Annotated in this window: 16 protein-coding genes; 9 read left to right on the top strand and 7 right to left on the bottom strand. The window is 59.1% G+C overall.

The genetic code is table 11. From position 1 onward, the window contains the following. Positions 1-48: 48 nt before the first annotated feature. Positions 49-1,875: a type VI secretion system Vgr family protein gene (locus tag CHH27_RS04565; protein ID WP_157738684.1), complete on the bottom strand. Its 1,827-nt coding sequence runs from the start codon at positions 1,873-1,875 to the stop codon at positions 49-51. Between the two features lie 392 nt (positions 1,876-2,267). Here CHH27_RS04565 and CHH27_RS04560 point away from each other — a divergent pair, with 392 nt between their 5' ends. From CHH27_RS04560 to tssH, 9 genes are all read left to right on the top strand, one after another. Next, positions 2,268-2,984 carry an OmpA family protein gene (locus tag CHH27_RS04560; protein ID WP_157738683.1) on the top strand — a complete coding sequence of 239 codons (717 nt, stop codon included), beginning with the start codon at positions 2,268-2,270 and terminating at the stop codon, positions 2,982-2,984. Positions 2,985-3,075: 91 nt separating this feature from the next. Next, entirely contained in the window at positions 3,076-4,353 is a 1,278-nt protein-coding gene (locus CHH27_RS04555) for an ImpA family type VI secretion system protein (protein WP_157738682.1), read from the top strand. Between the two features lie 269 nt (positions 4,354-4,622). Further along, on the top strand, positions 4,623-5,177 hold the full coding sequence (gene tssB, locus CHH27_RS04550; RefSeq protein ID WP_094070529.1) for a type VI secretion system contractile sheath small subunit: 555 nt from the start codon (positions 4,623-4,625) through the stop codon (positions 5,175-5,177). After that, complete coding sequence (gene tssC / locus CHH27_RS04545; protein ID WP_094070528.1) at positions 5,178-6,701, top strand: type VI secretion system contractile sheath large subunit; 1,524 nt, start codon at positions 5,178-5,180, stop codon at positions 6,699-6,701. It begins immediately after the preceding gene. Positions 6,702-6,903: 202 nt separating this feature from the next. Then, positions 6,904-7,389: a type VI secretion system tube protein Hcp gene (locus CHH27_RS04540; RefSeq protein ID WP_094070527.1), complete on the top strand. Its 486-nt coding sequence runs from the start codon at positions 6,904-6,906 to the stop codon at positions 7,387-7,389. Positions 7,390-7,524: 135 nt separating this feature from the next. Continuing rightward, on the top strand, positions 7,525-8,073 hold the full coding sequence (gene tssE / locus CHH27_RS04535) for a type VI secretion system baseplate subunit TssE (protein ID WP_157738681.1): 549 nt from the start codon (positions 7,525-7,527) through the stop codon (positions 8,071-8,073). After that, entirely contained in the window at positions 8,073-10,070 is a 1,998-nt protein-coding gene (gene tssF / locus CHH27_RS04530; protein ID WP_094070525.1) for a type VI secretion system baseplate subunit TssF, read from the top strand. Before tssE ends, tssF begins: the two co-directional genes overlap by 1 nt. After that, positions 10,067-11,794: a type VI secretion system baseplate subunit TssG gene (gene tssG / locus CHH27_RS04525; protein WP_094070524.1), complete on the top strand. Its 1,728-nt coding sequence runs from the start codon at positions 10,067-10,069 to the stop codon at positions 11,792-11,794. The genes tssF and tssG overlap by 4 nt, the downstream gene beginning before the upstream one ends. A 25-nt stretch (positions 11,795-11,819) precedes the next feature. Further along, the gene (tssH, locus tag CHH27_RS04520; RefSeq protein ID WP_094070523.1) at positions 11,820-14,651 is read left to right on the top strand and encodes a type VI secretion system ATPase TssH; all 2,832 of its coding nucleotides are present in this window, start codon (positions 11,820-11,822) and stop codon (positions 14,649-14,651) included. Between the two features lie 52 nt (positions 14,652-14,703). Here tssH and CHH27_RS04515 read toward each other — a convergent pair whose 3' ends face one another. From CHH27_RS04515 to CHH27_RS04495, 6 genes are all read right to left on the bottom strand, one after another. Continuing rightward, positions 14,704-16,443: a M23 family metallopeptidase gene (locus CHH27_RS04515; protein WP_157738680.1), complete on the bottom strand. Its 1,740-nt coding sequence runs from the start codon at positions 16,441-16,443 to the stop codon at positions 14,704-14,706. A gap of 356 nt (positions 16,444-16,799) precedes the next feature. Continuing rightward, positions 16,800-18,698, bottom strand: coding sequence for an adenylate/guanylate cyclase domain-containing protein (locus CHH27_RS04510; RefSeq protein ID WP_208988566.1), 1,899 nt, complete (start codon positions 18,696-18,698; stop codon positions 16,800-16,802). Positions 18,699-18,745: 47 nt separating this feature from the next. Then, entirely contained in the window at positions 18,746-19,423 is a 678-nt protein-coding gene (locus CHH27_RS04505) for a hypothetical protein (RefSeq protein ID WP_208988557.1), read from the bottom strand. Between the two features lie 156 nt (positions 19,424-19,579). Continuing rightward, the gene (locus CHH27_RS04500; RefSeq protein ID WP_094070520.1) at positions 19,580-21,202 is read right to left on the bottom strand and encodes a caspase family protein; all 1,623 of its coding nucleotides are present in this window, start codon (positions 21,200-21,202) and stop codon (positions 19,580-19,582) included. Positions 21,203-21,228: 26 nt separating this feature from the next. Further along, positions 21,229-21,465 (bottom strand): hypothetical protein, encoded by a 237-nt coding sequence (locus CHH27_RS27540; RefSeq protein ID WP_157738679.1) that lies wholly within the window; start codon positions 21,463-21,465, stop codon positions 21,229-21,231. A 17-nt stretch (positions 21,466-21,482) separates the two neighbouring features. After that, positions 21,483-24,083, bottom strand: coding sequence for a caspase family protein (locus tag CHH27_RS04495; RefSeq protein ID WP_198338349.1), 2,601 nt, complete (start codon positions 24,081-24,083; stop codon positions 21,483-21,485). Positions 24,084-24,090: the final 7 nt, after the last annotated feature.

Raw genomic sequence — 24,090 nt, 5'->3', positions numbered from 1 at the left:
GCTCTACTCCGTTCTTGTTGTTTTCGCCGCATTGCCGGAACAGCAACATCAATTGATCATCACAAGTCCGCCCTTCAGCTTCAGAAGCGCACTGCCGGTCACGTTTGTCAGCGTGCCTGTCGCATTCAGCATCGCCGACGCCTTCACATCGATCATCACCGATTCAATCGCGATCGACGCGGGCGTCATGGTGATCTTGCTGGCACCGCATTTGAACTCGATCAGCGTTCCGGCCTCCACCGTCCAGTTCATGCCGATCTTTTCCGTCGTGTTCACGCCAACCTTTTCCGTACGGTTGACGTCGATCTTGGTGTCCCGGCAGTTCTTGACGTGGAGCGTCTCGTTGTTCTCGATAACGGTATCCATGTCCTTCTGCGCATGCACGCCGATCTGCTCCTGACCCTTCGTGTCGTCGAGCACAAACTCGTTATAACCGCCGCCACCAACGGTCGAGTCGGACTTGATCCCGGCCTTGTTCTTCTCGCCAGGCAGGGAATAAGGCGGCATGTTTTCGGCATTATAGACCGTTCCGATAACGATCGGCTTGTCCGGGTCTCCTTCCAGAAACTGAACAATCACCTCCTGATCGACACGCGGAATGTAGATGCCGCCCCAGTTCTTGCCGGACCACACTTGAGCAACGCGCACCCGGCGCGATTGCGTTTTGTCGCGGTCCCAGTGAAATTCGACCATGATCTGGCCGTACTCGTCCACATCGATTTCGCCTTGCCCCACGACTTTTGCCGTTTGCGGGCCCGGGATCCTGGGCTTGCGTGTGACTGCCGGCGTCCGGAACGGAATTTCGGACGCAAGTACGTCATAGGTGCCGGTATAGGCTTCCCCCTGAGCTGCGCCACCACCGGTCCGGTACTGTTCGGTGATGATCTGGTGACTTGCGCGCACCACCAGGTATTCCTTGTTCTGTGGCCCGTGGGGATGATCTTTCAGGGTGAAGAGGCCACCGGCATAAAGTCGCGGCACCTCGCCGGCTGTTTCGATGCGCTTGTCGGCCGCCTGTTCCGCTTCCAGACGGATCTTGGAGAAGGTCGTGCCCTTGTCCTTTTCCGTATAACGACCGGGGTAGTCATAATGCTCAAGCGAGCCTGCGCGATAGGCCGAACCGGCGTCCCTGTCCGCCTCGAGAGACGCACTCGGCTTCTCGAAATCGTAATCGTTGACGGCGAATTTCCCGGTCCGGAACCGGCGCGTCGGGATCCAGTGATAGATATGTTCCTCATCGCGCTGGCTGTCGCCGCCGATGGGAATGAAGGGTATCGTGGAATCACCTGTGATCGGGCTGTAGGACGATTTTGCATCCGCCAGGATCATCGTGTGTTTGCCGTCGTCGTGCTCGAAGAAATACGAGATCCCGAACTCTTCCATCAGGCGGCGGCAAAAATCGTAGTCGGATTCACGGTACTGAACGCAGTAGTGAATCGGATCATAGCTCTCCGTCAGCTTCTTCCGATGGTCTGCGAAATCATGTTCTCCCAGCACTTCGGAAATGATATCGGGCGCAGATTTGTCCTTGAATATCCGGCAGTTGGAATTCTTGGTAAGCAGCCAGAACCAGGGTCGAAGTGTCAGCTTGTAGATGTAATAGGCATCGCGATGCCCCATCCACCTGGCATCGGTGAGCAGACCGTCAAAATGCCGGGTATCGCCATTGTTGGTGACGACCTTCACGGTCATATGAGTCGCAATCGCCTGATCGAAGTCCAGGTCTTCCTTCTGGCTGACGACTTCCAATCGAATCTCGAAATCGTCGCTCAGGCCCTCGTCGCATTCAACGGAGACAATGGACAATTCGTCCTTGCCAAAGACCGAGGTCAGTTCGGCCATCCGCTGTTTCTGTTTGAGTTGTCCTAAGGCCACGAAAGGTCTCCTCGGAAATACTGTGGTTCCTGACAATGACAGCCTGGCAACTGCCTTCCTTCAGTACCTATTGCGTTTCCGCAAAAAATAATGTGCTCAAGAACACAATTGTTGCAAATACTTTCGGCGCCCTGCGCTAGAGTGACGGAATTGCGTCAAACGCCTTACCCAACTGTTCTTCTATTTACCACCGCAACACTCAAATTAATTAGCCCGCTCATCAACGTCATTCTCCGTGTATCCTCTTGCTTCTTTTCCGCAAAACGACATACTGACATCAAAACGCACTTTAGTGACTTTGACCACACTAATATTCCACCGATATGGCACGATACATTTCGAAGCCCGATGCAATGACGCATTCGAACACTCCACAAGGGAGGATTGAGATCGTGACCCCTACCGTTGACTCCAAGACCCGGCACAGCGCCAACCGCACCGTTCTGCGCAGCGCCATATTCGCCGCAGCGCTGTCACTCGGATTAGCCGGCCTTGTGAGTGTAACCTCGCCGGCAGCCGCACAGGATGCGACCTACTCCGCGGACGAAGTGAAACAGCACTTCAAGCAGCTCAAGACCCGTTCGCTGAAGGCAACGGGGTCGACTAGGGCCCTGTGCATCGGCACCAGAGACGAGTGCAACCCGAATGGGGCGGCAGAAGGTGGCGGCCAGGTTGCCGTGACCCAGGAGAACGCGGATGGCCAGACGGACACCGCCGCCGCCACTCCCGACGCCCCCCTTGTGGTCGATCCGGAAACCAACGCCATCGACGACGCCTTCAATCTGCTGGTGTCTTTTGAATATGCCTCTGCGCGACTAAGCACCTCGGCACAGGCAAACCTTCGGGAATTTGCCAAGGCCATACAGGATCCCGATCTGTCGACAGCCAAATTTGTCATTGAGGGCCACACCGACGGGATCGGATCCGAAAGCTACAATCAACGTCTGTCGGAGGACCGTGCGCAGGCGGTTACACAGTATCTGATCAATCTCGGTGTCAATCGAGGCCGGCTGACGACTGTTGCCTACGGCGAATCGCGGCCGAAGGTCTCCGACATCAACGACCCGGCCAATCGCCGCGTCGAAAGCAAGCTTATCCTCGAGCAGTAAGGCTCGTGCGGTCTCCGGCCGGACAGACAACCGGCCGGAGCAAATTCTATAAGAGATGGGCCTGGGCAACGGACCGGGTTGGGGAGCATCCATGAGCTTTGATCCGGACACCTACGGCACTGAAGTCTCGCCCGGCGCGGGTTGCGGACCGGATCTTTATGACACTGAACCCGCCTTTGCCGCCCTGCTTGATTCCTGTGAGGAAATGCTGCCCGAACGGTTCAGCGAGTTCGACCGGTCGGAAATCGATTTTACAGATCTGTTCAAACAGATGGACGGCTTCCTGAAACAGTCCAGGGACCTGAGACTTCTGGTCTTCGTTGCCCAGTTCGGCCTGTTGGGCGGGCAATTGCACACCTTTGCCAATGCCGTTCGCACCATCCGAAAACTGCTTGAGTCGCACTGGGACGAGGTTCATCCGGTCGATGCCGACTTTGGTTATATGGAGCGCGTTGGTGCCCTGGAAGCCCTCAACAACCGCCCAGCCGTAGTCCTGCCGCTTGAAGCCGCACCGCTGCTGAAGACCCGCCGAACCGGCCCGATAAGCTACCGCGCCATCCAGATCGCCGCCGGAAGCGCGACAGCGCGACCGGACGAGCATACCATTTCGCTTGGCGCCATCGAGGCAGCTCTCACATCCGGTGAACTGGAGCAGGATGAAATCGATGAGGTCGTGCAGGATCTCTCAGACCTGCCCGCAGAACTGGAGGCAATTTCCAGCATCTGCACCGAGAAGCTTAAGGACGCAAAGGCAGCACCGCCCAACTTCGACGCCCTGACGACGTTGCTGAAGGAAATGACGACAGAGCTGAACGTCCGCCTCGGTCGCATATCCCCTGAAGATGAAGCCGGCGAGGATCAGGAAGAGGCATCGCAGGATGCCGGTTCTGCGGATCAGCCGGCAATGGAACAGCAGGACATCGCCAACGCGGCGCAGGCAAAGCTGATCCTGGATGCCGTCGAGGACTATTTCTCGTCCAGGGAACCGTCGCACCCGGCCCTGTTTCTCGTTCGAGAGGCGCGTGGCCTCGTCGGAAAATCCTATCTCGATGCGCTGAAAATTCTGATGCCGCGCCGGTTTGACGATGTCGCCCTGCTCCTGGGGGCAAGCGGACTGCAGCTGTCCAATGATCGGCTGATCGACCTCAACGAGAACGACGATCGCGACCTCGGCGACATTGAAGATTTCTCCGTCATGGTGATCGAGAGCCGATCGGACGCGATGAAAGGCATCGGTGCGGTCAAGGGATATTACACCACCAACGAGCCGACGAGCCCGATCCCCCTGCTGCTCGAAGAAGCCCAGAACATGAGTTCCGGGTCCTTCACCGGCCTCCTGAACCTGTTTTTGCGACCGGAGGACGACTGAAGCTACGCAATGACCGGGACCACATTCCCTAGAGTTTTCAGGTTCTTCTTGACACAATCGGTCAACGGGTCCTCAATAATCGAAAGAAAATTCGAAACCAGCGATCATGTGACCATGATCACTTCCAATCACGATCATTCGAAGTACATAGATACACAAGAGATCAAACGCAGAGAAAACAAAAAATCAATAAACCAATATCGCTGCGTCAGTATTTGACTAAATTTGGCCCTGCTTTTTCTGGGTCAATGAAATGAAAGGCAAGTACAATGGCATCGAATAGCGGGCAAAGCTTTATCAAGCGGAACAGGCCTCCGAGGGTTCACATTTTCTACGAAGATCCGTTTGACGCGGAACAAAAGGTCGAGCTGCCATTTGTCATGGGCATCATGGCCGACCTGTCCGGAGACAATCCGGGTGTCGAGAAACCCGACATTGACGATCGCAAGCTTCTCGACATCGACATGGACAATTTCACAAAGCGCATGGAGGCCATCGAACCCGGCACGTCCTTCACCGTGAAAGACAAGCTGTCCGGTGAAGACAACTCCAAGATGAGCGTTCAGCTTCGCTTCAAGAGCATGGACGATTTCACACCCGGCAAGGTGGCCGAACAGGTGCCTGCGCTGAAGAAGCTTCTGGACGCCCGCCGCAGCCTGGCTGCGCTTCGGACCATGATGGATGGCCGCGTTCAGGCGATTTCGCAACTGGAGGAACTGACACGGGACCCCGCTCTGATGCAGGCCCTGGCTCAGAAGATCGAGGCCGATCAATCGAATTCTGCCGACGGTGCGGCAGAAGGCGACGGCAAAGAGGAGGCGTAAATGAGCAACACGGATACCAGCGCCCAGACCAGCGCTGCTGCTGCCGGCGAAGCCACGGGAGAAGCCAGCCCGGAAGAGTTCGCCTCGATCCTGAAACAGAACTTTCGCATCAAGGACGAGAACGACACGGCCAATCAGCTTGTTGACAATGCCATGTCGACCTTCCTCGCCGAGGCCCTGTCCGACCAGGCCCTGATCAAGGATGATGTCTATGACACCATCGACGAGATGATCGCCAAGCTGGACGAAAAGCTGAGCGCGCAGGTGAATGAGATCATTCACGCGCCGGAATACCAGAAACTGGAAAGCGCCTGGCGCGGTCTGGACTATCTGGTCCACCAGTCGGAAACGGATGCGACGCTGAAACTGCAGTTCCTGAACATCTCCAAACGGGAACTTGCCGGGGTCTTCAAGAGCTATCGTGGCGCCAAGTGGGACCAGAGCCCGCTGTTCAAGCAGATCTACGAAGCCGAATTCGGCCAGCTTGGTGGCCAGCCTTACGGATGCCTTGTTGGTGACTACGAGTTTTCCTACGACCCGCAGGACATCACGGTTCTGCGCGGCATGGCGAAGATTTCGGCCGCGGCCCACGCTCCTTTCCTGGCGGCTGCCAACCCGCAGCTGATGCAGATGGACAGCTGGACGGAACTGCCGGCCAAACGCGACTTGTCGAAGATCTTCGACACGGAGATCCACGCCCAGTGGCGGACCCTTCGCGAATCCGAAGATGCGCGTTATCTCGGTCTGACCATGCCGCGTGTCCTGGCCCGGCAGCCCTACGGCGCCAAGTCGGATCCGGTCGAAGAATTCGCCTTCGAAGAGGAGTTCGGCGAGGACACGCACGACAATTACGCCTGGATGAACTCCGCCTATGCCATGGCGGCGAACGTCAACCGGGCCTACAAGGAATATGGCTGGACAGTCCGTATCCGCGGCGTTGAAAGCGGTGGATTGGTCGAGGAACTGCCGACCCATGTCTTTGAGACCGATGATGGTGGCGTCGATCAGAAATGCCCTGCCGAGATCGCAATTTCGGACCGGCGCGAACACGAGATCTCCCGCCTTGGGCTGATCCCGCTGATCCACCGCAAGAACACCGATCAGGCGGCTTTCCTCGGGGCTCAGTCCGTGTTCAAGCCACGGCAATTCTCCGGACCGGACGGCAAGGATGCGACCGCTTCCGACAACCTGTCCGCCCGACTGCCCTACATGTTCGCGACCACGCGTTTCGCCCACTACCTGAAAGTGATGGTGCGCAACAAGATCGGTTCGACCAAGGAAGCGCCGCAGCTGCAGCGTTGGCTGAACGACTGGATCATGGACTATGTCGACGGTGATCCGGACAATTCGACCGAGGAAACCAAAGCGCGCAAGCCGCTTCGCGAAGCCAAGGTCACCATCGTGCCCGATGAAGAAAACCCCGGTTATTACCGGGCCCAGTTCTTCCTGCGTCCGCACTATCAGCTGGAAGGCATGGACATCGGCATGAGCCTGGCGTCCCGCATCCCGCAGGACGGCACCTGATTTCACGAATTGCCGGGCGGCGGTCAGCGCCCCCGGCAGGCATCCCCAAAGGATGCGGTCCGGTTTTTCCGGGCGGAGGTACAAACGAGACACGCAAGTGTCTAGGGGTTTGGACCGCGAGGTCCGAGGTAGTTGTCAGGAATAGTTAGGATTGTGTCAGGTCTCCGGACCTGACCGTCAACAACCAAGAGGACTTATTGAAATGGCTGTCGATTTTTTTCTGGAACTTGATGGTATCAAAGGTGAAGCACAGGACAAAACCCATAAGGACAAGATTGACGTCCTGTCCTGGTCCTGGGGCGCCTCCCAGTCCGGCACCACCCATATGGGCGGCGGTTCCGGTTCCGGCAAGGCTCATTTTCAGGATCTGAGCATCACCAAATATGTCGACAAATCCACCCCGGTGCTGTTCCAGCATGTTTCCACCGGCAAGCACATCGCCAAGGGCACGCTGTTCGTGCGCAAGGCGGCTGGTGACAGCCCGCTGGAATACATCAAGATCGAGATGAAGGACATTATCGTCACCAACATCTCGACCGGTGGCAGCGGTTCCGACGACCGCATCACGGAAAGCTGCACGCTGAACTTCGGTGAGTACAAATACATCTACACCGAACAGAAGCCGGACGGCTCCAAGGGCGCGGCCCCGGAATTTGCCTGGGACATCGCATCCAACGAAAAGAAATAAGGCTTTTGCCGACCCGGCTGCCGCGCGCTGCGCGGCAGCCGTTTTCTTTCAGGCATTCGCTCAAGTCGATCTCCGGCGCAACGCCGAATGGAACGACAAGCATCTTGGGGCTGGCAGTCAGCGTGGGCATGGCCGATGGCTAAATCAACCGTGAAAATGCACTCCCCGCTGATGTGGGCTTTCCGGGCGATGGACGACCCGGACTACAAGGCTGCCCAGGAACGGCAGAAACAAAGCTCAAAGGGAAAAAATCTGCGCTCCGGCCGTCGACTGTCCCGCTCCTACGGCGTTTCTGAACACGCCCTTCTGTCCGAAGTTCGCAGAGACCTTCAAGCCCTGCTGAACACGGTCAATCTCAACTCCACACAAGACCTTTCCGATTTTCCGGAGGTCACCACCTCCATCTTGAACTACGGTCTGCCGGATCTGTCCGTCCACATCGTAGATACGGTGCGGATCGAGCGCCTTGCAGATGATATTCGGGAAGCTCTGATCCGGTTTGAACCAAGAATGGATCCCAAGACACTTCAGGTGACCAGGGACGACAGCATTGACAGCGACACGTTCAAGGTCCGGTTCCTGATCAAGGCCGAAATCCGCTGCGACCCGATCCGGGTCGGCAGTGAATTCGTTGCCGATGTCGATCCCGCATTCGGACGTATCAAGATTATCGGGGCGACTTAATGAACCGCGAATTTCTGGATCTCTATAATCAGGAACTCATTTATCTGCGCGAACAGGGCGCCGCCTTCGCGGAGGTCTATCCCGCCGTAGCCGAGCGCCTGGGCGGACTTCTGGAAGACAAGTCGGACCCGATGTTGTCCGGTCTGCTGGAAGGCACTGCCTTCCTGTCTGCCCGCGTACAGCTCAAGATGAAGCACGAATTCGCGGAATTCACCTCCAATCTGTTTGAGCAGCTCTATCCGACCGCCCTCGCCCCGATTCCATCAATGGTGCTGGCGCGCGTCACGCCGAAATTCGGCGATGCCAACTTGCGAAACGGCATCAAGATCGAGCGCCACGCGCCCATGGAGGCAGTGTTCCGCGAACGGCAGGGAGAAGTCCGCTGCCGCTTCACCCTGACCTCTCCCATCACCCTGACGCCTTTGGAACTCACCTCGGCAAAGTATCTCAGCTCAGCTGCGCAGGTGTCCGGCCTTGGCGCTGACATGGCCGAAGACCGGCGCGCCCGGGCCGGTCTGTCGATCACATTGACCCACCGCATGGCAGAAGATCCGGAACTGGAAGTTTCTGCGGAAGAAGCGCTCAAAAAACCGGAATTCCAGGTCGCAGGCTGCCGCATTGATGAACTGCCCATCCGGCTGGTGGGCCCGCTGGATCTGGCGTCAAAGGTCTATGAGCAAATCTTCGGCCACACCATCGCGCTTTACCTGCGCACGGAAGATGCTTTTGGCCAGGTCAGCCTGCAGCGGCTGCCGGTGTCCGCTGTTCAGCAACTCGGCTTCGACGAGGAAGATGCGCTTTTGCACAATGACCTCAGGCTGTTCACCGGCTTTGACCATTTGCGCGACTATTTCAACTTCCCGCGCAGCTTTCTGGGCTTTCGTCTTACAGGACTGCGCCGCTATCTCGACCGGATCCGCGCCAAGTCCTTTGACCTGGTGTTTGTCTTCGATGAAGCCGAGTCGCGCCTGCCGGCCCATGTCGAGGGCAAGATATTTGCCCTTCACACAGCACCCGCCGTCAATCTGTTCGAACGCCAGACGGACCGGGTGCCGATCAAGAAGGGGCAGCACGAATTTGCGGTCATCACCGACAGAACGCGACCGCTGGACTACGAGGTTCATTCCGTCACCGAGGTCAACGCACATTTTTCCGGTGGCGAAAAGCGCCCCATAGAACCGCTCTACAGCGTTGCGCCGGACACGGAAAAATCCGGACATGAATGGTTCTATACAATCCGCCGGCTGCCGCGCCGCCAATCGTCGTCGGAAATCCGGCGGCAGCAGCCCAGCTCCTATGTCGGCACGGAGACGTTCATCACCATCTCCAGCGGAGCACAGGCAACGGCACTTTTGCAAAGCGGCAAGAAGCGCCTTGCGGAACTCTCCCTGAAAGTCATGGCGTCCAATCGCGCTCTTGCCGCGGATCTGCCTGTCGGCTCCAATCCGGACAAGTCCGAAACCGGCGACTTCCGCATTCTGGAAGATGTCGGTCTGAAAGTGGATTGCGTTGCCGGTCCGACCGCGCCGCGCCCGCCGCTGCTTTCCTACAACGAGCGGCTTGGGGAGGATGGTCACGCCGGCGCCATTGCCTGGCGCCTCATCAACATACTGGCGCTCAACCATACGGGTCTTGTCCATGATGCGGCTGGCGCCGACGGACGGTCATTCCGAGACATTCTGAGCGTGTTCGCGCCGCTGTCCGACAATGCGGCAGACCGACAGGCCCAATCGGTGCGCGCAGTTTCCACCCGTCCCGTCGTGCGCCGTCTGCAGCAAAAGTCCGGCACTGGCGTTGCGCGAGGTCTGGAAGTCACCATCACGCTGGACGACAAGGCCTTTGAAGGCGCCAGCGCATTCCTTCTGGGGGCTGTGCTCGACCGGTTTGTTGCGGAATACGCGTCCATCAATCACTTCACGCAATGCGTCATTGCCACCACTGAACGCGGTGTCATCATGAAGTGGCCGCCCAGGATCGGTGCAAAGGGGATCTTATGAGCAAGCAGGACGACAAGGACCTGCTCAAGGACCGGAAGGCGGACGACAAGACAATTGTCCAGTTTGCCGGCGCACGCACGCATGTCTGGCCGGCGACCGATGACGAAGATACCGGGGCTGGAGAAGACCAAACCGAAGACGCGGTGGAGGCAGACCCAGTTTCTTCGCCTGAGACCGAAGAGGGGTCGGATCCACCCATCGAGAGTGAAGCAAGGCAAGAGGAGCCAGCTTCCAATGACATCGCGCAAATACCCGATGACACGATCTGGTCGCACACGCCAGAAGCGTCAGCTCCGACCGAGGACACATCGGCAGCAGAGACGATTAAAGCGGACGCGACAGAAGCTGACACGCCCGAACTTCCAGAACCCGCGCATCATGCGACAGATCCTTTTCCCGCATCTGATCCACCATCGATCGCTGACCCCAGCCCGCAAGAACCCTCTTCCCCCGAAACGGGCTCTCCACCTGACGCGGACATGGATGACGAGGCCAGGGAAATCGCCGCGGCCGCGTTGTCAGATGCGGAACAGGAACCGGTGGAAGACAACACCGCTCCTCCGACCGAAGCTCCTCGAATCGAGGTTCCTGTCCAGCAGCAATTTGCATCCCTGCTCGCCGCGTTGAGCGACCGGATCGAGCAACATCCCGGCGGCCACGATCTTCTTGCCGTTCTGCGCATGCTGGAGGGCCAGACCGCGCCGGGCGGCGCGTCCACGGGCATGGACCCCAAAAAGGCAGATGAACCGGCGCCTCCAAGGATCGGCAAAAGTCGCCGGCTGATGGAGGACATCGTTCGGTTCGGGCAGGACCCTTCGAGTGAATTTGCCCCTTCCACCATCGAACGGGCCACGCGGGATGCCGATGGCGGACTGGTGCTGCTGGAACGCTTTCTGGGATTGCTCGGGCCGCAAGGTGGCCTGCCCGCGCCTTACACCGACGAAGCCATCATGCGCGGGCTGCGAGGCGATGACAGCTTTCCGCGCTTTCTTGACGTCTTCAACAATCGCTTTGTCCAGCTGTTTTTCCGGGCCTGGGCCGATGCCCGCCCGATCGTGCAGCATGACAGGCCTGACGATGACCGGTTTCTGACCTATCTCGGCTCGCCCATCGGCCTCGGCGCCCCCATCTACCGTGATCAGGACCGCATCGACGACCGATTGAAGCTGCTCTATGCGGGGCTCACCTCCTCAAAAACCAAGAGCGCGGTGCGGCTGAAAGCGCTCATCACCGGCGTCTTTGGCGTGAAGGTCGAAGTCGATCAATGCGTCGGGACCTGGCTGCACCTCGACCGGGACGATCAGCTGCAACTGGGAGGGTTCGGTCCGGGCGGCGCCGGACAACTGGGTGCGGATACCATTGTCGGCGCCAAGGTCTACAGCGTGAGCGACAAGATCCGTATCCGGATCTTCACACGTTCGCTGGAAGAATACCGTAAGTTCCTGCCGCCAACGCGCACGAAGCCCAACCCCTGGACAGAGAAGCTCTTCGATCTGATCGATTTCTATCTCGGGCTGGAGATCGAGTACGAAATTGAACTTGCCCTTCCCAAACGTTGCGCCTCTTCTGTCAAGATGGATCGAAACAACTCGGCGACACTCGGCCATATCGGCTGGTTGAAGCCGGCGACAGATTCATCGCCGGAAGAGCCAGAGGACGAGGAAGAGATGCTGACAGACACCCGTTTCCGGCCCGTGCGCAGGCACACCACCGTTTATCAATAGAACTCAACTTTGAAGGTTCCGAGCCATGGCTGACATCACCGTTGAAAACGTAGCCTACAAGATCAACTCGGTCGCTTATGAGAGCCTCGACAAGGCAATGCGGCTGACCAAGGATGCCGGCCACCGGCACCTGGAGCTGCTGCACTGGTTCTACTATCTGATCCGCGACGAGAAGTCGGACCTCTTTCAGATCCTCAGGCATTTCGACGTGGACCTTGGAACCCTCGACAAGGACCTTCAGGCGGCGATCAAGGAACTGAAGATCAATCAGACCGAGCTGCCCTCCATGTCCAAGCCCTTTCGGGAAGCGCTCGAAGGGGCCTGGTTTGTCGGCACGCTCACCTTTGGCGACTACAAGATCCGGTCGGCCTATGTGCTCATCTCCGTCCTCGGCGACGAGGCGGCCCGCACACAATTGTTCCGTCTGTCCTCATCGCTCAACAAGCTCAAGCGGGACGAAATCTCCGGTAATCTGGACGCCATCGTCGACGGCTCCGGCGAAGCGCGTGCGCGTCCGATCGACGGTTCCGGCCCGAAGGCTGCTGCCGCCGCCCCGGGGGAAGCCCCGACGGAATCCATTCCTGGTGGCGGCCCCGGCGAGGATGCGCTGTCCCAGTTCACCGTTGATTTCACAGCCCGTGCCCGGGCGGAGGAATTCGATCCCATTGTGGGACGCGACGAGGAAATCCGGCAGGTCATTGATGTCCTGATGCGCCGCCGGCAGAACAACCCCATCCTGACCGGGGAAGCCGGCGTCGGCAAGACGGCCATTGTGGAAGGCTTTGCGCAGAAGATCGTCGCTGGCGACGTGCCACCTGCGCTGCTGGGCACTCGGCTTTGCGCGCTGGATCTTGGCCTGCTTCAGGCGGGCGCCTCCATGAAGGGTGAATTCGAAAAGCGGCTCAGGGCTGTCATCGACGCCGTTCACGGCTCCATCGTGCCGACCATCCTGTTCATCGATGAAGCGCACACGCTGATCGGCGCTGGTGGTGCGGCGGGTACCGGCGATGCAGCCAACCTGCTCAAGCCCGCCCTCGCCCGCGGCACATTGCGCACCGTAGCTGCCACCACCTGGTCGGAATACCGGCAACATTTTGAAAAGGACCCGGCACTGACCCGCCGGTTCCAACCGGTTCAGGTTGACGAACCGGACGAGGAAAAGTGCTTTGCCATGGTTCGCGGTCTGCTGGGGCCGATGGAAGAACATCACCAGGTGCGCATTCTGGACAGTGCCGTTCGGTCTGCCGTTTCGCTGTCTCATCGCTACATCCCCGCCCGTCAGCTGCCGGACAAGGCCGTCAGTGTCCTGGATACGGCGTCGGCGCGCGTCAACATTTCCCAGGCAGCGCAGCCTTCGCGACTGCTGGATCTCGCCGCCAAGAAGGGTTTTCTGGAGACAGAAAAACAGGCCCTGACCAATGACGCCGAGCTTGGCATGGAGCAGGAGGAAAAACTCGAAGCGCTGAATGACGCCATCGAGGAAACGGAAAAGAAAATCGAAACAGTACGTGCGGACTGGGAGCGTGAACGCAAGCTGGTCGCCGAAATCCGACGCCTGAACGCCGCCCTCACCGAATTGAGAGGTGGAGAAGCCGCACCGCACCCGGAAAGCGCCGAAATCGAAGACCCCGAGGAAGACAATCCGGCTCTGGTGCCGATCGACAAGATCGAACTGGATCTCGATGTCGATCTGGAAAACGAAGACGCGATCCGTGAGGCTCTGGCGGCGAAACGGGCAGAGCTCTCTGAAATTCCGGAGGACGACCGTATGGTCTACGCCTATGTCGATGACGAGGCGGTTGCCAGCATCATCTCCGACTGGACCGGCATTCCGGTCGGCCGCATGGTTCAGGACGAGATGCAGACCATCCTCAATCTGACCGACAGTCTGAACAAGCGCGTGATCGGTCAGGCACACGGGCTGGCAATGATCGCCAAACGCATCGAGACCAGCCGGGCACAGCTCGGCAACCCGGACAAGCCGATCGGCGTGTTCATGCTTTGCGGCCCTTCGGGCGTCGGCAAGACCGAAACCGCCCTGGCCCTGGCCGAAGCGCTCTACGGCGGTGAAGAAAGCCTGATCACCATCAACATGTCGGAATTCCAGGAGGCGCATTCCGTCTCCGGCCTGAAGGGCGCCCCTCCCGGCTATGTCGGATATGGCGAAGGTGGCCGCCTGACCGAAGCTGTCCGGCGCAAGCCCTATTCCGTGGTGTTGCTCGACGAGGTCGAGAAAGCCCACCCGGATGTTCACGAGATCTTCTTCCAGGTATTCGACAAGGGCTGGATGGAAGACGGCATGGGCCGGAAGATCGATTTCCGCAACACTCTCATCCTGCTCACTTCGAATGTCGGCACCGAGATCATCATGAATGCGGCCAGTCACATGCTGGACGCGCCGGTGTCGACCGACGAAAGCCAGGCGGCGACTGATCCCAATGCACCGGATCCCGAACAGCTTGCGGAATCTCTGCGTCCGGCCCTACTGGACGTGTTCCCGCCTGCCCTGCTCGGCCGGATCGTGACGATCCCGTATTATCCTCTGTCACCATCGATGCTCGGCTTCATCGTGCGCCTGCAGCTCAACCGCATCGTCAAGCGCGTCAAGCAGAACCGGGATGCCACGCTGACCTATGGCGACGATGTTGTCGCCCATATCGTCTCGCTGTGCCGGGACCCGGACAGCGGCGGGCGCATGATCGACAACATCATCACCAACGATCTTCTGCCAAAGCTGTCGCGAGCATTCCTGACCGCGCAGCTGCATGGCGAAGAGATATCAGAGGCTAGCTTGAAAGTGGGCGCCGACGGCCTGGACATAGAAACCACAAGCTCGGCTGCCGAAGCGGCGGAATAGTTGAACTGAAACGCCGGTCGGGGCGTCCCCGGCCGGCGGTAACGGGCTGCGGTCAATGAACCGTCAGAATATCGGTGATTGAACTGCGATAGTCGCGAATATCATTGCTGGCGACGGATTGCGGGGCGTCCGTTCCCGTTTCCATTTCAAAGGCGAGAGGGTCTGTCGGTTCGCCGCGCATCCGGATCTCAAAATGAAGATGCGGACCGGTGGACAGCCCCGTTGTCCCCACATAGCCGATCAGGTCTCCCGCCTGCACCACGGTCCCCATTTCAACGCCGTCCGCATATTCATGCATATGGGCGTACCGGCTGGTAATGCCGTCCTTGTGGGACAACTCGATGAAATTTCCGTAGCCGCCGCGGACGGCGCGATAGGTGACCTTGCCGGAGAAGGCCGCGCGGATCGGTGTGCCAGTCGGCGCCGCCCAGTCAACACCTGCGTGAAGCCGCTGGGTTTTCTTGATGGGGTGAAACCGCATACCGAATTTTGAGGTCAGCACCCCTTTGACCGGCACCAGCATGGCCCCCGACAAACTGACTTGTCCCCCCTCGTTGACACAGGCAAATCCGCGATTGCCCGGTGCCTTCATGACATAGCAGCGCACCGACCAGTCATTGCCGCGCCGGACGCCTGCAAACAACACCCTGCCCCCGCCCCGTTTCTCGTCGCGAGGCGCATCGGTGAAGACAAGACTGAACCGTTCATCATCCGTAATGGCGCGTTGCAGATCCGTCATGGGCGCCAGGTAGGCGATTGCCTCGCCCACGATAGAAGCGGGCACGGCATTCCGGACGGCCGTGGCATAGAGTCCGTCGATCAGGCGGTGTTTCTTGCCGGAACCCGGCCTTGGATCTTGCGCGATCTTGTCCTGCCCGATCTCCTGTCCAAACCAGGGATCGGCACCATGAACGTAAGTCGGTCCGTCTCGAGTGTTGGACATGGCAACCGTGCCCAGATACCCGTCCTTTGCATAAATCGAAATCTGCACCGGGCGATAGTAGTCGCCGACACGACCCAGCCGGTTCGGCATCCGGACGCCTCGCACTGCGATTTTATCGCCCACGACCAGATCGCTTTTCTTGAATTCAACCTCCATGAACTCCAGAAGCGTCTTGATTGCATCCGGATCAAATCCGTTCTCCGTCAGAAAGTCCTTCAGCGACAGGTCCTTTTCAATGACTTCCCGGATCTCGATCCGGCTTGGCCCCTGGCCGATCGGGCGCTCAGTGAGGTAAAGGTTCAGCGTGTCTGTCGCCGGCTTCAGGAAAACCGGCAAATTCTTTTCCGCCGGATCGGCGGAACCGCTGCCTTCTTCAATGGTCAGGCTGTCACTGTCGGCGCCGCCACCAAAATTGCCGAACTGGAAGTCCGCTTCATTACCGGGAGCACGAATGACCAGATTGCCGCTTTGATCCAGCATGCGGCTGTCGAGAACAAACGCTGACGCTGTCGGAATGGCCGCCCGCCCCGTGCCGCTGGCTGAAGCCGGAACCGATCGCTCTGTCAGGTCAATGCGCAGGCCCGCCGCGCTGCTCTCGAGCAGAACCGGATCTCCTGCGAGCGGAATGACCGCCGATTGGGCCATGTCGAAAAACGGATCGGCTGGCAGATCCAGATCATCGCCATTGGCAAGCGCCGTTTCGTTTTCCGCCGACGGTTCGGGCTGCTCCTCAACCGTCTCGTTTGTCGCCTCGGCAATCGCTTCGACGCTTTCTGCGGTCACCAGCTCCGGACCGGTTTCCCCTGGCGATGAAAACGAGATTGCGCCCGACGTAACGAGATGGGCCAAACCTCCAGCGACACCTCCAAAGAGCAGGCAACCAACAGCCAATGCAGCGTAGGTCCAAATGGGACCGCGTTTGCGACCGGATCTTGAAGGTTCCCGTGGTGGAGAAGGTGGCGGTGGTGTCGGCGGAGAGCTCGAGCCGGTACCTGGCTTGCGCGCCGATTGCCCGGACGGACGGATCACCGTCCGCTCGAATTCGGGACGGTTTTGACCCGGATCGTAGTTTTCAGGCCATTGAGCCATGCCGAGACCCTGAAAAGGCAGGCCAGGCCTGCGCGGTTCACCAACACTTCTGTTCCCAGATCATGCCGGATGACGTAGCGAGATGCAAAACGCGTTTGTGGAAGGCTCGTCTGAGTTTACCGGTTCAGATTGACCAGATTGCCGGGATCCGCCGCAATCTCCTTGCTGCCGGTTGCCTGCGTGTCTGTTCCATTGCGCGGTTCCATATACATTTCCGGCCGATCCAGTGTGAAAACGGAGATATCTGTGCTCAGACCGCGCAGTTGTCCGGTCCAGATTTCCGCAACCGGGTAGTCCTCAGGCAGTTTCTCGGCAACGGAGCCGCTGATCGCAAGACGAACCTTGCAGTCCTTTGCGACCGACTCAACGCGGCTGGCCGTGTTGACTGTTGTGCCCATGACAGTGAAGGACCGCCGGTGCTCTCCGCCGATATCACCGACGAGAACCGGCCCTGCATTCAGCGCAATTCGCAGGTCCAGGGGTGGCTGGCCGGTGATCTGGCGCAGTTGATCCAGCAGACCGATAATCTCCGCGGCTGCATCGACGGACGCTTTTTCCGGTGCTTCCACCTTGTTGGGTGCATTCCAGACCGCCATGATGGCATCGCCGATATATTTATCGATGTAGCCTTCGTGTTTGGTGATGACCCTGCCGATTTCATCAAAACAGGCATTGACCACCCGAACCACATCCCGGTCGGCGAGACTTTCGGACATCTTCGTGAAGCCGACAATGTCGATAAAGGCCACCACCACAGGACGCGTGTCGCCCCCCAGTTCCGGCAGTTGCTCCGAGGCGGCCATCTGCTTGATGACGTCCGGCGCCAGGTAGTGGCCGAACAATTTGACCAGGGACCTCTGCCGTCGCTGCAGGATACCGACCTTGCCGACACCTGACACCACCATGGCACTTAGACAGGCTACCGGCATCACACCGGGTGCGAGCAGCACGCCGGCACTCAATCCGACCAGGCTGATGCCAAGAGCGAGGACGCTCCCCAAAATCGCAACAAATGGCAAACTCGCAAGTGGCAAAAGCAAACCGGCAACAGCCCCAATGAGGGCAAACACGATTGCAAGCGCGGGCAGTGTTCCGGGGGCCGGATCCAGCGCGATACGGCCCGTTGCCGCGGCGGCGACAAAATCGGCCAGGATAAAGACACCGGCCGTTTGCGGCTGGACCCGCGGCCGGCCGCTTGGCCCGGTCTCAGCGCGTTCGGCCGGCAGATGAGGCAGAAACCTGTCGGAGTACAAGTGCTCGTCCTCAAAGGGCAACAAACCGCCGAAAAGCACGATCCGTCCTGCTGCGAACTCTCTAAGGTCCTTTTGCCCTGCCTCGGTTTCCAGAAGGTCCAGAACATCGATGAGAGACAGGTAGGGAATCGACGTGGCAAGTCTTGTTGAGGGAATGGCCGTGAAGCGCTCGGAAATCTGCACCCCGCCCTTGGCCAGCAGAGCGTCAATCAGGTGCGGCGATTCAGAAAGCGGCAGCCTGGGCGTGTGCTGCCGGACAACGCCGTCACTGTCTGTCGACACGATAACAGAGCGCACGCCTCCCTGCCCTGCCGCCGCGGTGAAAGACCGGTGCGGAACGCCGACTTCGGTGTGCGCAATGAAAACCCGGTCGCGGTTCTGATAAAGGTATCTCTGGAACGGAAGATCGAAGCCCTTCAGGCGCGGTTCGCCCGTGCTCGGATCAACAAAGGAATCGGCGCTGTAGGCAAAGACAAAATCATAGCCGACAGCGACGGCGCCAGCCTCCAGAAGCGCCTGCCCGGCTTCCGCCAGAAGCGGTGCCATCAGTACACGTGGAATTGGCGCCAGCCGTTCGGAGTTGAGCGCAACATTGTCCAGACCAACGACAAGCACGGGCGCGGATTCGACCCGATCCACGCCCTCGAATGCGGTCTTCACCTGGAAAAGGCGGTCCGTCACCCACCCTTCCCAGATGGCCTTTTTGGCGGATAATCCGATGGCGATGCCTGCCCCGGTCGCAACAAGCGCGATCAGGATCATGAGTTGCTTTCGGCCAAAGGCTGCGTCCGCAAAGCGGCCGCCTCCCGTCATTTCACAATGACAACGGCTGTTTTACGCCCGACCTGATCCGGATCGATGGTGAATTTCCGCATGACAACTCCATAATCCGGCGCCTTGCCTTGCAGGAAGAGCTCCACTTCGACAGCGTCATCTTCGCTCTCGCGATCCGGCATATCCGTCAAGATATTGTCGAGCGCATCAAAGTCGAAGCGCTTAGGTGCTCCACCTTCGAAGGAGACGAAAACAGTATCGTACTGGTCGCGCAACTTGTCATCGAAGCGCAGCATCAGCGAGGCTGCCTTTTTGTTTTCGAGATTGAGGCCGCGCAGGGTCACGGTCAGCCCCTTGTCCGCCTCGACATTTGTGCCGCTGTCGGCCTGCAGACAATTGCCGGCCCGAAGCACTTTCTCTTCACCGCCTTCCAGGGTGTATCCTTCCGAGGAAACGGTCAGAACACCGGAAGACAGGCGAACTTCCTGGCATGCCCCATAGTCGAGAAGATCGATATGACCATCGCCAAGCTCGACCACCGTTCCCGGCATCAGTTCGCTGAAAGCAGACACGCCGACATTTTCCGACTTGTCCAGAACAAGGGCAACGGGGTCAGCCAAGGCCGTGGCAGTCGACAGGCTCAGGACGGCGGCAGCTGTCAGAATGCGTTTCGAACTTCGTTCCGAACAAACGGATCTAAACATGTGTTTCATGACGGACTCCTCGGTCATTGGTCATTTTGCGACCCAGCCAAGTTCAGCGCCGATCGCATCGTCTATGGGCTGATAATATCAAAGAATGGCAAAACGAGTGTGGCCATGGTCACATAAAAGAGTTTTATGTCGCAACAACATACGCAAAATTTCGAACTAACCTGCGGGCTGTGTGTAAACCCCCGCGATGCCGATTGCAGCGGCCGATTGTCCGATCAGCTTCAACACACCAACCATCAGGTCCTTGCTGAGTTTCTGGCCATCGAGTGCAGCAAGAACCCCGACGAGTTGCGGCATCGGCTCGGCTGAGCGCACCATCACAATATGGTCGGCACCAAAGGGCAGTGCAGCTCTGAGATTGAGCACATAGGGTTCAAACGCCTGGATCGATGTGTCCCGGCCTTGCGGATCTGCGCGCCGGTCCGGCGCCAGGAGCCGCAAAGTTCCGTCCGCCTCCAACCCGAACACGGCCATGTAGCCATTCTGGTCCGAGGTCAGGCCGACCTTGAAAGCTGCCCCCTCCGGAATGTGGCCAACCGAGGGAATCAAGCGTCCCTCGATGGGCTGGCGATCCCGCGACAGTGCATAGAGATCGCTCAGGAAGACCCACTTTGCCACCACCGCTGCGAAACTATCCGCGTTCCTGGCATTTCCCCTGAGCACAACATCGCCAAACTTTGTCAGGACATCACCGGCCTCCACGTCCCAGAAAAGATCACCGGGACCGTCCGAACTCACGTCGAGCCGACCGCTATGCACCTTGGACAAATTGTCGAGTACCGGCAGTGCAGTCGCCGTGCTGGCGGCCAGTGTCAGCTTGCTGTCCTCCCGGCTCAGCAGATTGTCATCGACGCGCGGCAAAACGGCTGCGCGTGTGCCGCCACCGATGCTCAGGCTGGGAGACTGCCGACCTTCCGTGGCCACGCGAACCGTTTCCTGCAGGAAGCGGCTCAGCTCTTCCATGGATATGCCGCCATCGCGATCCAGGTCAGCCCGTCCTTCGACACCACGCGCAAAAGCCCAGCTCAAGGCGCCCCTGGGCTCACCAGCAATCATCAATTCCGGGATAACCTGTCCATCGACCGTTGCGCCGACATAGATCACGTTGGGCATCGTCTCACCGTCGAGATCCTCTGGTGCGGCCTTGGCAAGCAGAGGGTGTTGAGGCGCTGTTTTCAGCACATCGTCTTCAAATGCCGGCAAACCGACAAGCCGCGTGCCCAATCGCTCGATCCGCGGGTCGATCGAACGCGTCATGGTACCGGAGTGACAACTGTCCGCGAGAACCAGGACGCTGCGCTCCCCGGCGGCCCGGAGCATTGCGGCAACATCGTCGTCCCGCAACCGCTCGCCATTGCCAGGAGCCGCGACATCAAAGCCGGCCAGCAGAAAGACCTCGTCCATGCTGTCATCTTCGGACCCGGAGACCCATTCGGGCTCCTGCGCCCCGTGACCCGCATAAGACAGAACGAGCACATCATCAGGCTCAGAGCGCTCAATCAGGGCCTGCCAGTTCGTCAGAACGGCTTCGCGGGTCACAGCTTCATCATAGAGGGTGGTCAGGTCGCGCACACCTGCTGCTGTCAACGTCTCGGCAATGTCACGGGCATCATTGACCGCGCCCTTCAGCGGAGACACATGCTGATAGGCGTCGACACCGATGACAAGCGCCCGCCATTCACCGGCACTTGCAAATCCGGTGCCCGCAAACGAGAGCAACAGGCCAAGACAGAAACGCTGCAGGAACAGCATTGCCGGACGGCGGAAGGAAAACAGCATCTGGCTCAGGGTCCTAATGGTTTGGCTTAACCCCAGGAACCTCCACCGCCGCCACCTGGGCTGTCGTTGCCGCCGCCGCTATCGTTGCCACTACCGCTGTTGCTACCATCATTGCTGTCCCGCGGGGCGCTTGGCGCCGAAGCCGGTGTTGATTGCGGTGAGACCGTCGGGCCGGATGTGGTCGATCCGGACTGTGTCTGACACCCGGCGAGCACCAACAGCGCAGCCCCGGCGAGCGGCAATACAAACATGGGGGATCTCATTGTCATTCTCCTATTGTCTAAAACAGATCATAGCGTGGACGGTTCTGCTCCCACTGGTGTTTCACCAGCGCGATCAATGCATCGTCGCCTTTGACCGGCTTCCTGCCGGATGTTTCGAAAAACGCCGACAGGGCTTCCCTGGTTTTCCGGCCAGGCTGGCCGTCAACCGGACCAGGGGCAAAACCCAGATCAGTCAGGGCCTGTTGCAGTGCCTTTGCCTTCAGGTTTCGGGGTGCCTTGCCGAGTTCTGTCTTCGCCTTTTCTGCAGCCGGAGAGGACGGGTCGACAGCAACCGACATGGCCAACATGCGCACCCGATCACGGCCCGCAGACTCACCGGTTTCCTTGCCGAGCATCCAGGCGGTGTTATAGGCGCCCCAGGCATCGCCCCGCTGGGCACTTTCGCGGAACCAGCGCGTCGCCTCCGCAGCGCTCTTCTCGACACCTTGCCCGTTGAAATATAGCAGGCCGATAGCGGTTCCAGCCGCTGGGTGCCCGCCGTCATGGGCCTTCTTGAACCATCCAAACGCAGCTTCAAAATCCTGCGGCACGCCTTTGCCATCCCGGTAAAGCGTTCCCATGTTCAGAAAACCGTAGATGTCCTGCCGCGCTGCCGAGCGGTTATAGTAGTAAACTGCCCTGTCGACATTCTCGTCAACATGTTGACCACGCAGGTAAAAGCCGCCGATTGCATTGAAGGAAAACGTGTGACCGGCCTCGACGGACTGGAGCAGCTTTTCCATGCCCGACTGTTCGTTCTGTGCCGTGCCCTCGCCCTTGATCTCGGCCATGCCGAGGGAATGCAACGCATAAGCGTCACCGCGCTCTGCGGCCTTGCGATAAAGATCGACCGCCTTGCCGCGATCCCTGTCGATCCCCGCTCCCAGGAAATACATGCGTCCAAGCACCTGACCGGCGCGGACATGGCCCATCTGGTAGGCCTGATCAAAATAGGCGGCTGCCTGATCGAGATCCCCGGCGGCAAACGCACCTCTGCCTCTCTGGAAGACAAAACGCCCGATCCCTGGATAGGCAGCCATGGCCGAGGCGCAGGCAGCGTCCACCTTGGCGCTGTCCAACGCGTTGGCAAGACGGCCATCGGTCACGGCCTGAAGATCAAAAGGCTGCGTCGCAAGCGCGTCGCATTCCGTGACGCGGGGCTGAACCGTTTGCGTGATCGTCCTTGCAGTTCCTCCCTCCGCAGAGGGCAACTCCAGAACAAAACTGCCGGATTGGTCCTCGGTTCCGATTTGCGGCCGTAACGTCAGTGACGAAAGCGCGTTGGCCGGAAACCGGTCGCCTGCCTGCAACAGTCTGCCGTCGGCCGCGAGCTGAAGATCAGCATCGACGGAAACCACCTTGAGCCAGTCACTGGTCGCCGGCAGGCCGACTGCCGGAGCCTGCGGATAGACCGTCACCGGCCCCACGCCGATGTCGGCCTCTACCGGACCGGAAGCGGCGCGGTTCTCAAGCCAGGCAAGCAGTTCCTGCAAGACCTCGGTCTTAGTGTCTTCAGGTTCAATCTGTTCTGCAGGCGCGGCTGATTGGGCCACGGTCACCGAGGCAATTGCAGAGACGTTACCGCCCCATTCATCCGTCACCTGGTAGCTGATCAGCTCGATATCGCCTGCGCTTGATCCCGTGGGAACGAATTCCAGACTGGCAAGCTCCGAAACCGTCAGCTCCGTCCCCTCAGACACCGATCGACCATCCGGCAGTCTGAGTTCGCCCTTTTCCGGGCTCAGCGTCACTTTCGCCGTCAGTTTGCCGCCCTCAGGCTGAACCGGTTCCGGAATACTCAACTGATGAGCAGTGGCATCGACCGGGACCGTCACCCGGTGATGGGCCGTTACGATGGGTTCAGGCTTTGGCGGCACGAAATAGAAACTGGTGACCAGCGTTGAGTCCTCGTAAGGAATCTGCTGCCCACCAGTCTTGCGAACCACTTCATCGCGAACCTTGGTCATCAGGTCCTTGATTTCGAGCTTGGGATCAAGCGCGTTGCTGACGACCGACGAGGTGAAGGGGCTCATCGGCCCCTCGCCGTCATAGGCCACCTGGCCCGGGCGCGTCGCATAAGAAATGAAACTGCCCAGCTTGTTCGGAATGCGCCTCAGGCCACGAGTCTTGCCAAGTGCATATTCTTCTTCGCCCCAGAACAGGCTGCCAATTTCGAAAGGATTGTCGCGGCATGCATCCAGCATCACGATCTGTAGACTTGAAGCCGCTTTCATATAATCGAGAAGATGCGAAACCTTGAGGCTCTCAAACTCGAGGTCATACTGCGACGAGAGCTTTGCATCCACGGGCAGAATGAAGTTCGAATCGCCAACCTGCAAGGCGTGACCGGAATAGTAAAAGAGCGCCGTGTCGCCATCATTCAGTTCCCGCAGAAAGCGGCGAACGACCTGCTCCAGGTCCTTCTTGCTCAAATTCGTGCCGATTGTGACATCGAAGTCCGCTTCGCGCAGGATCCTTGTGATTTCCCTGGTGTCATTCAGCGGGTTCAGAAGCGGTTCGACATATTGATAGTCCTGGTTGCCGATGACCAGGGCGACGCGGCGGCCCTCTTCCGAGGGTGTTGAAGCCTCGGCTGTCGCAGCTGAAAGCGCGAGCATGGACGAC

The sequence above is a fragment of the Labrenzia sp. VG12 genome (genome assembly GCF_002237595.1).
Taxonomy (GTDB): Bacteria; Pseudomonadota; Alphaproteobacteria; order Rhizobiales; family Stappiaceae; genus Roseibium.
The sequence above is the reverse complement of the archived record's forward strand: the minus strand, read 5'-3'. Positions and strand labels throughout refer to the sequence as shown.

Bases quoted from the DNA above. Each gene is read 5' to 3' on its own strand.
- CHH27_RS04555 (WP_157738682.1), top strand. From the start codon at position 3,076: ATGAGCTTTGATCCGGACACCTACGGCACTGAAGTCTCGCCCGGCGCG.
- tssB (WP_094070529.1), top strand. From the start codon at position 4,623: ATGGCATCGAATAGCGGGCAAAGCTTTATCAAGCGGAACAGGCCTCCG.
- tssC (WP_094070528.1), top strand. From the start codon at position 5,178: ATGAGCAACACGGATACCAGCGCCCAGACCAGCGCTGCTGCTGCCGGC.
- CHH27_RS04540 (WP_094070527.1), top strand. From the start codon at position 6,904: ATGGCTGTCGATTTTTTTCTGGAACTTGATGGTATCAAAGGTGAAGCA.
- tssE (WP_157738681.1), top strand. From the start codon at position 7,525: ATGGCTAAATCAACCGTGAAAATGCACTCCCCGCTGATGTGGGCTTTC.
- tssF (WP_094070525.1), top strand. From the start codon at position 8,073: ATGAACCGCGAATTTCTGGATCTCTATAATCAGGAACTCATTTATCTG.
- tssG (WP_094070524.1), top strand. From the start codon at position 10,067: ATGAGCAAGCAGGACGACAAGGACCTGCTCAAGGACCGGAAGGCGGAC.
- tssH (WP_094070523.1), top strand. From the start codon at position 11,820: ATGGCTGACATCACCGTTGAAAACGTAGCCTACAAGATCAACTCGGTC.
- CHH27_RS04510 (WP_208988566.1), bottom strand. From the start codon at position 18,698: ATGATCCTGATCGCGCTTGTTGCGACCGGGGCAGGCATCGCCATCGGA.
- CHH27_RS04505 (WP_208988557.1), bottom strand. From the start codon at position 19,423: ATGAAACACATGTTTAGATCCGTTTGTTCGGAACGAAGTTCGAAACGC.
- CHH27_RS04500 (WP_094070520.1), bottom strand. From the start codon at position 21,202: ATGCTGTTTTCCTTCCGCCGTCCGGCAATGCTGTTCCTGCAGCGTTTC.
- CHH27_RS27540 (WP_157738679.1), bottom strand. From the start codon at position 21,465: ATGAGATCCCCCATGTTTGTATTGCCGCTCGCCGGGGCTGCGCTGTTG.
- CHH27_RS04495 (WP_198338349.1), bottom strand. From the start codon at position 24,083: ATGCTCGCGCTTTCAGCTGCGACAGCCGAGGCTTCAACACCCTCGGAA.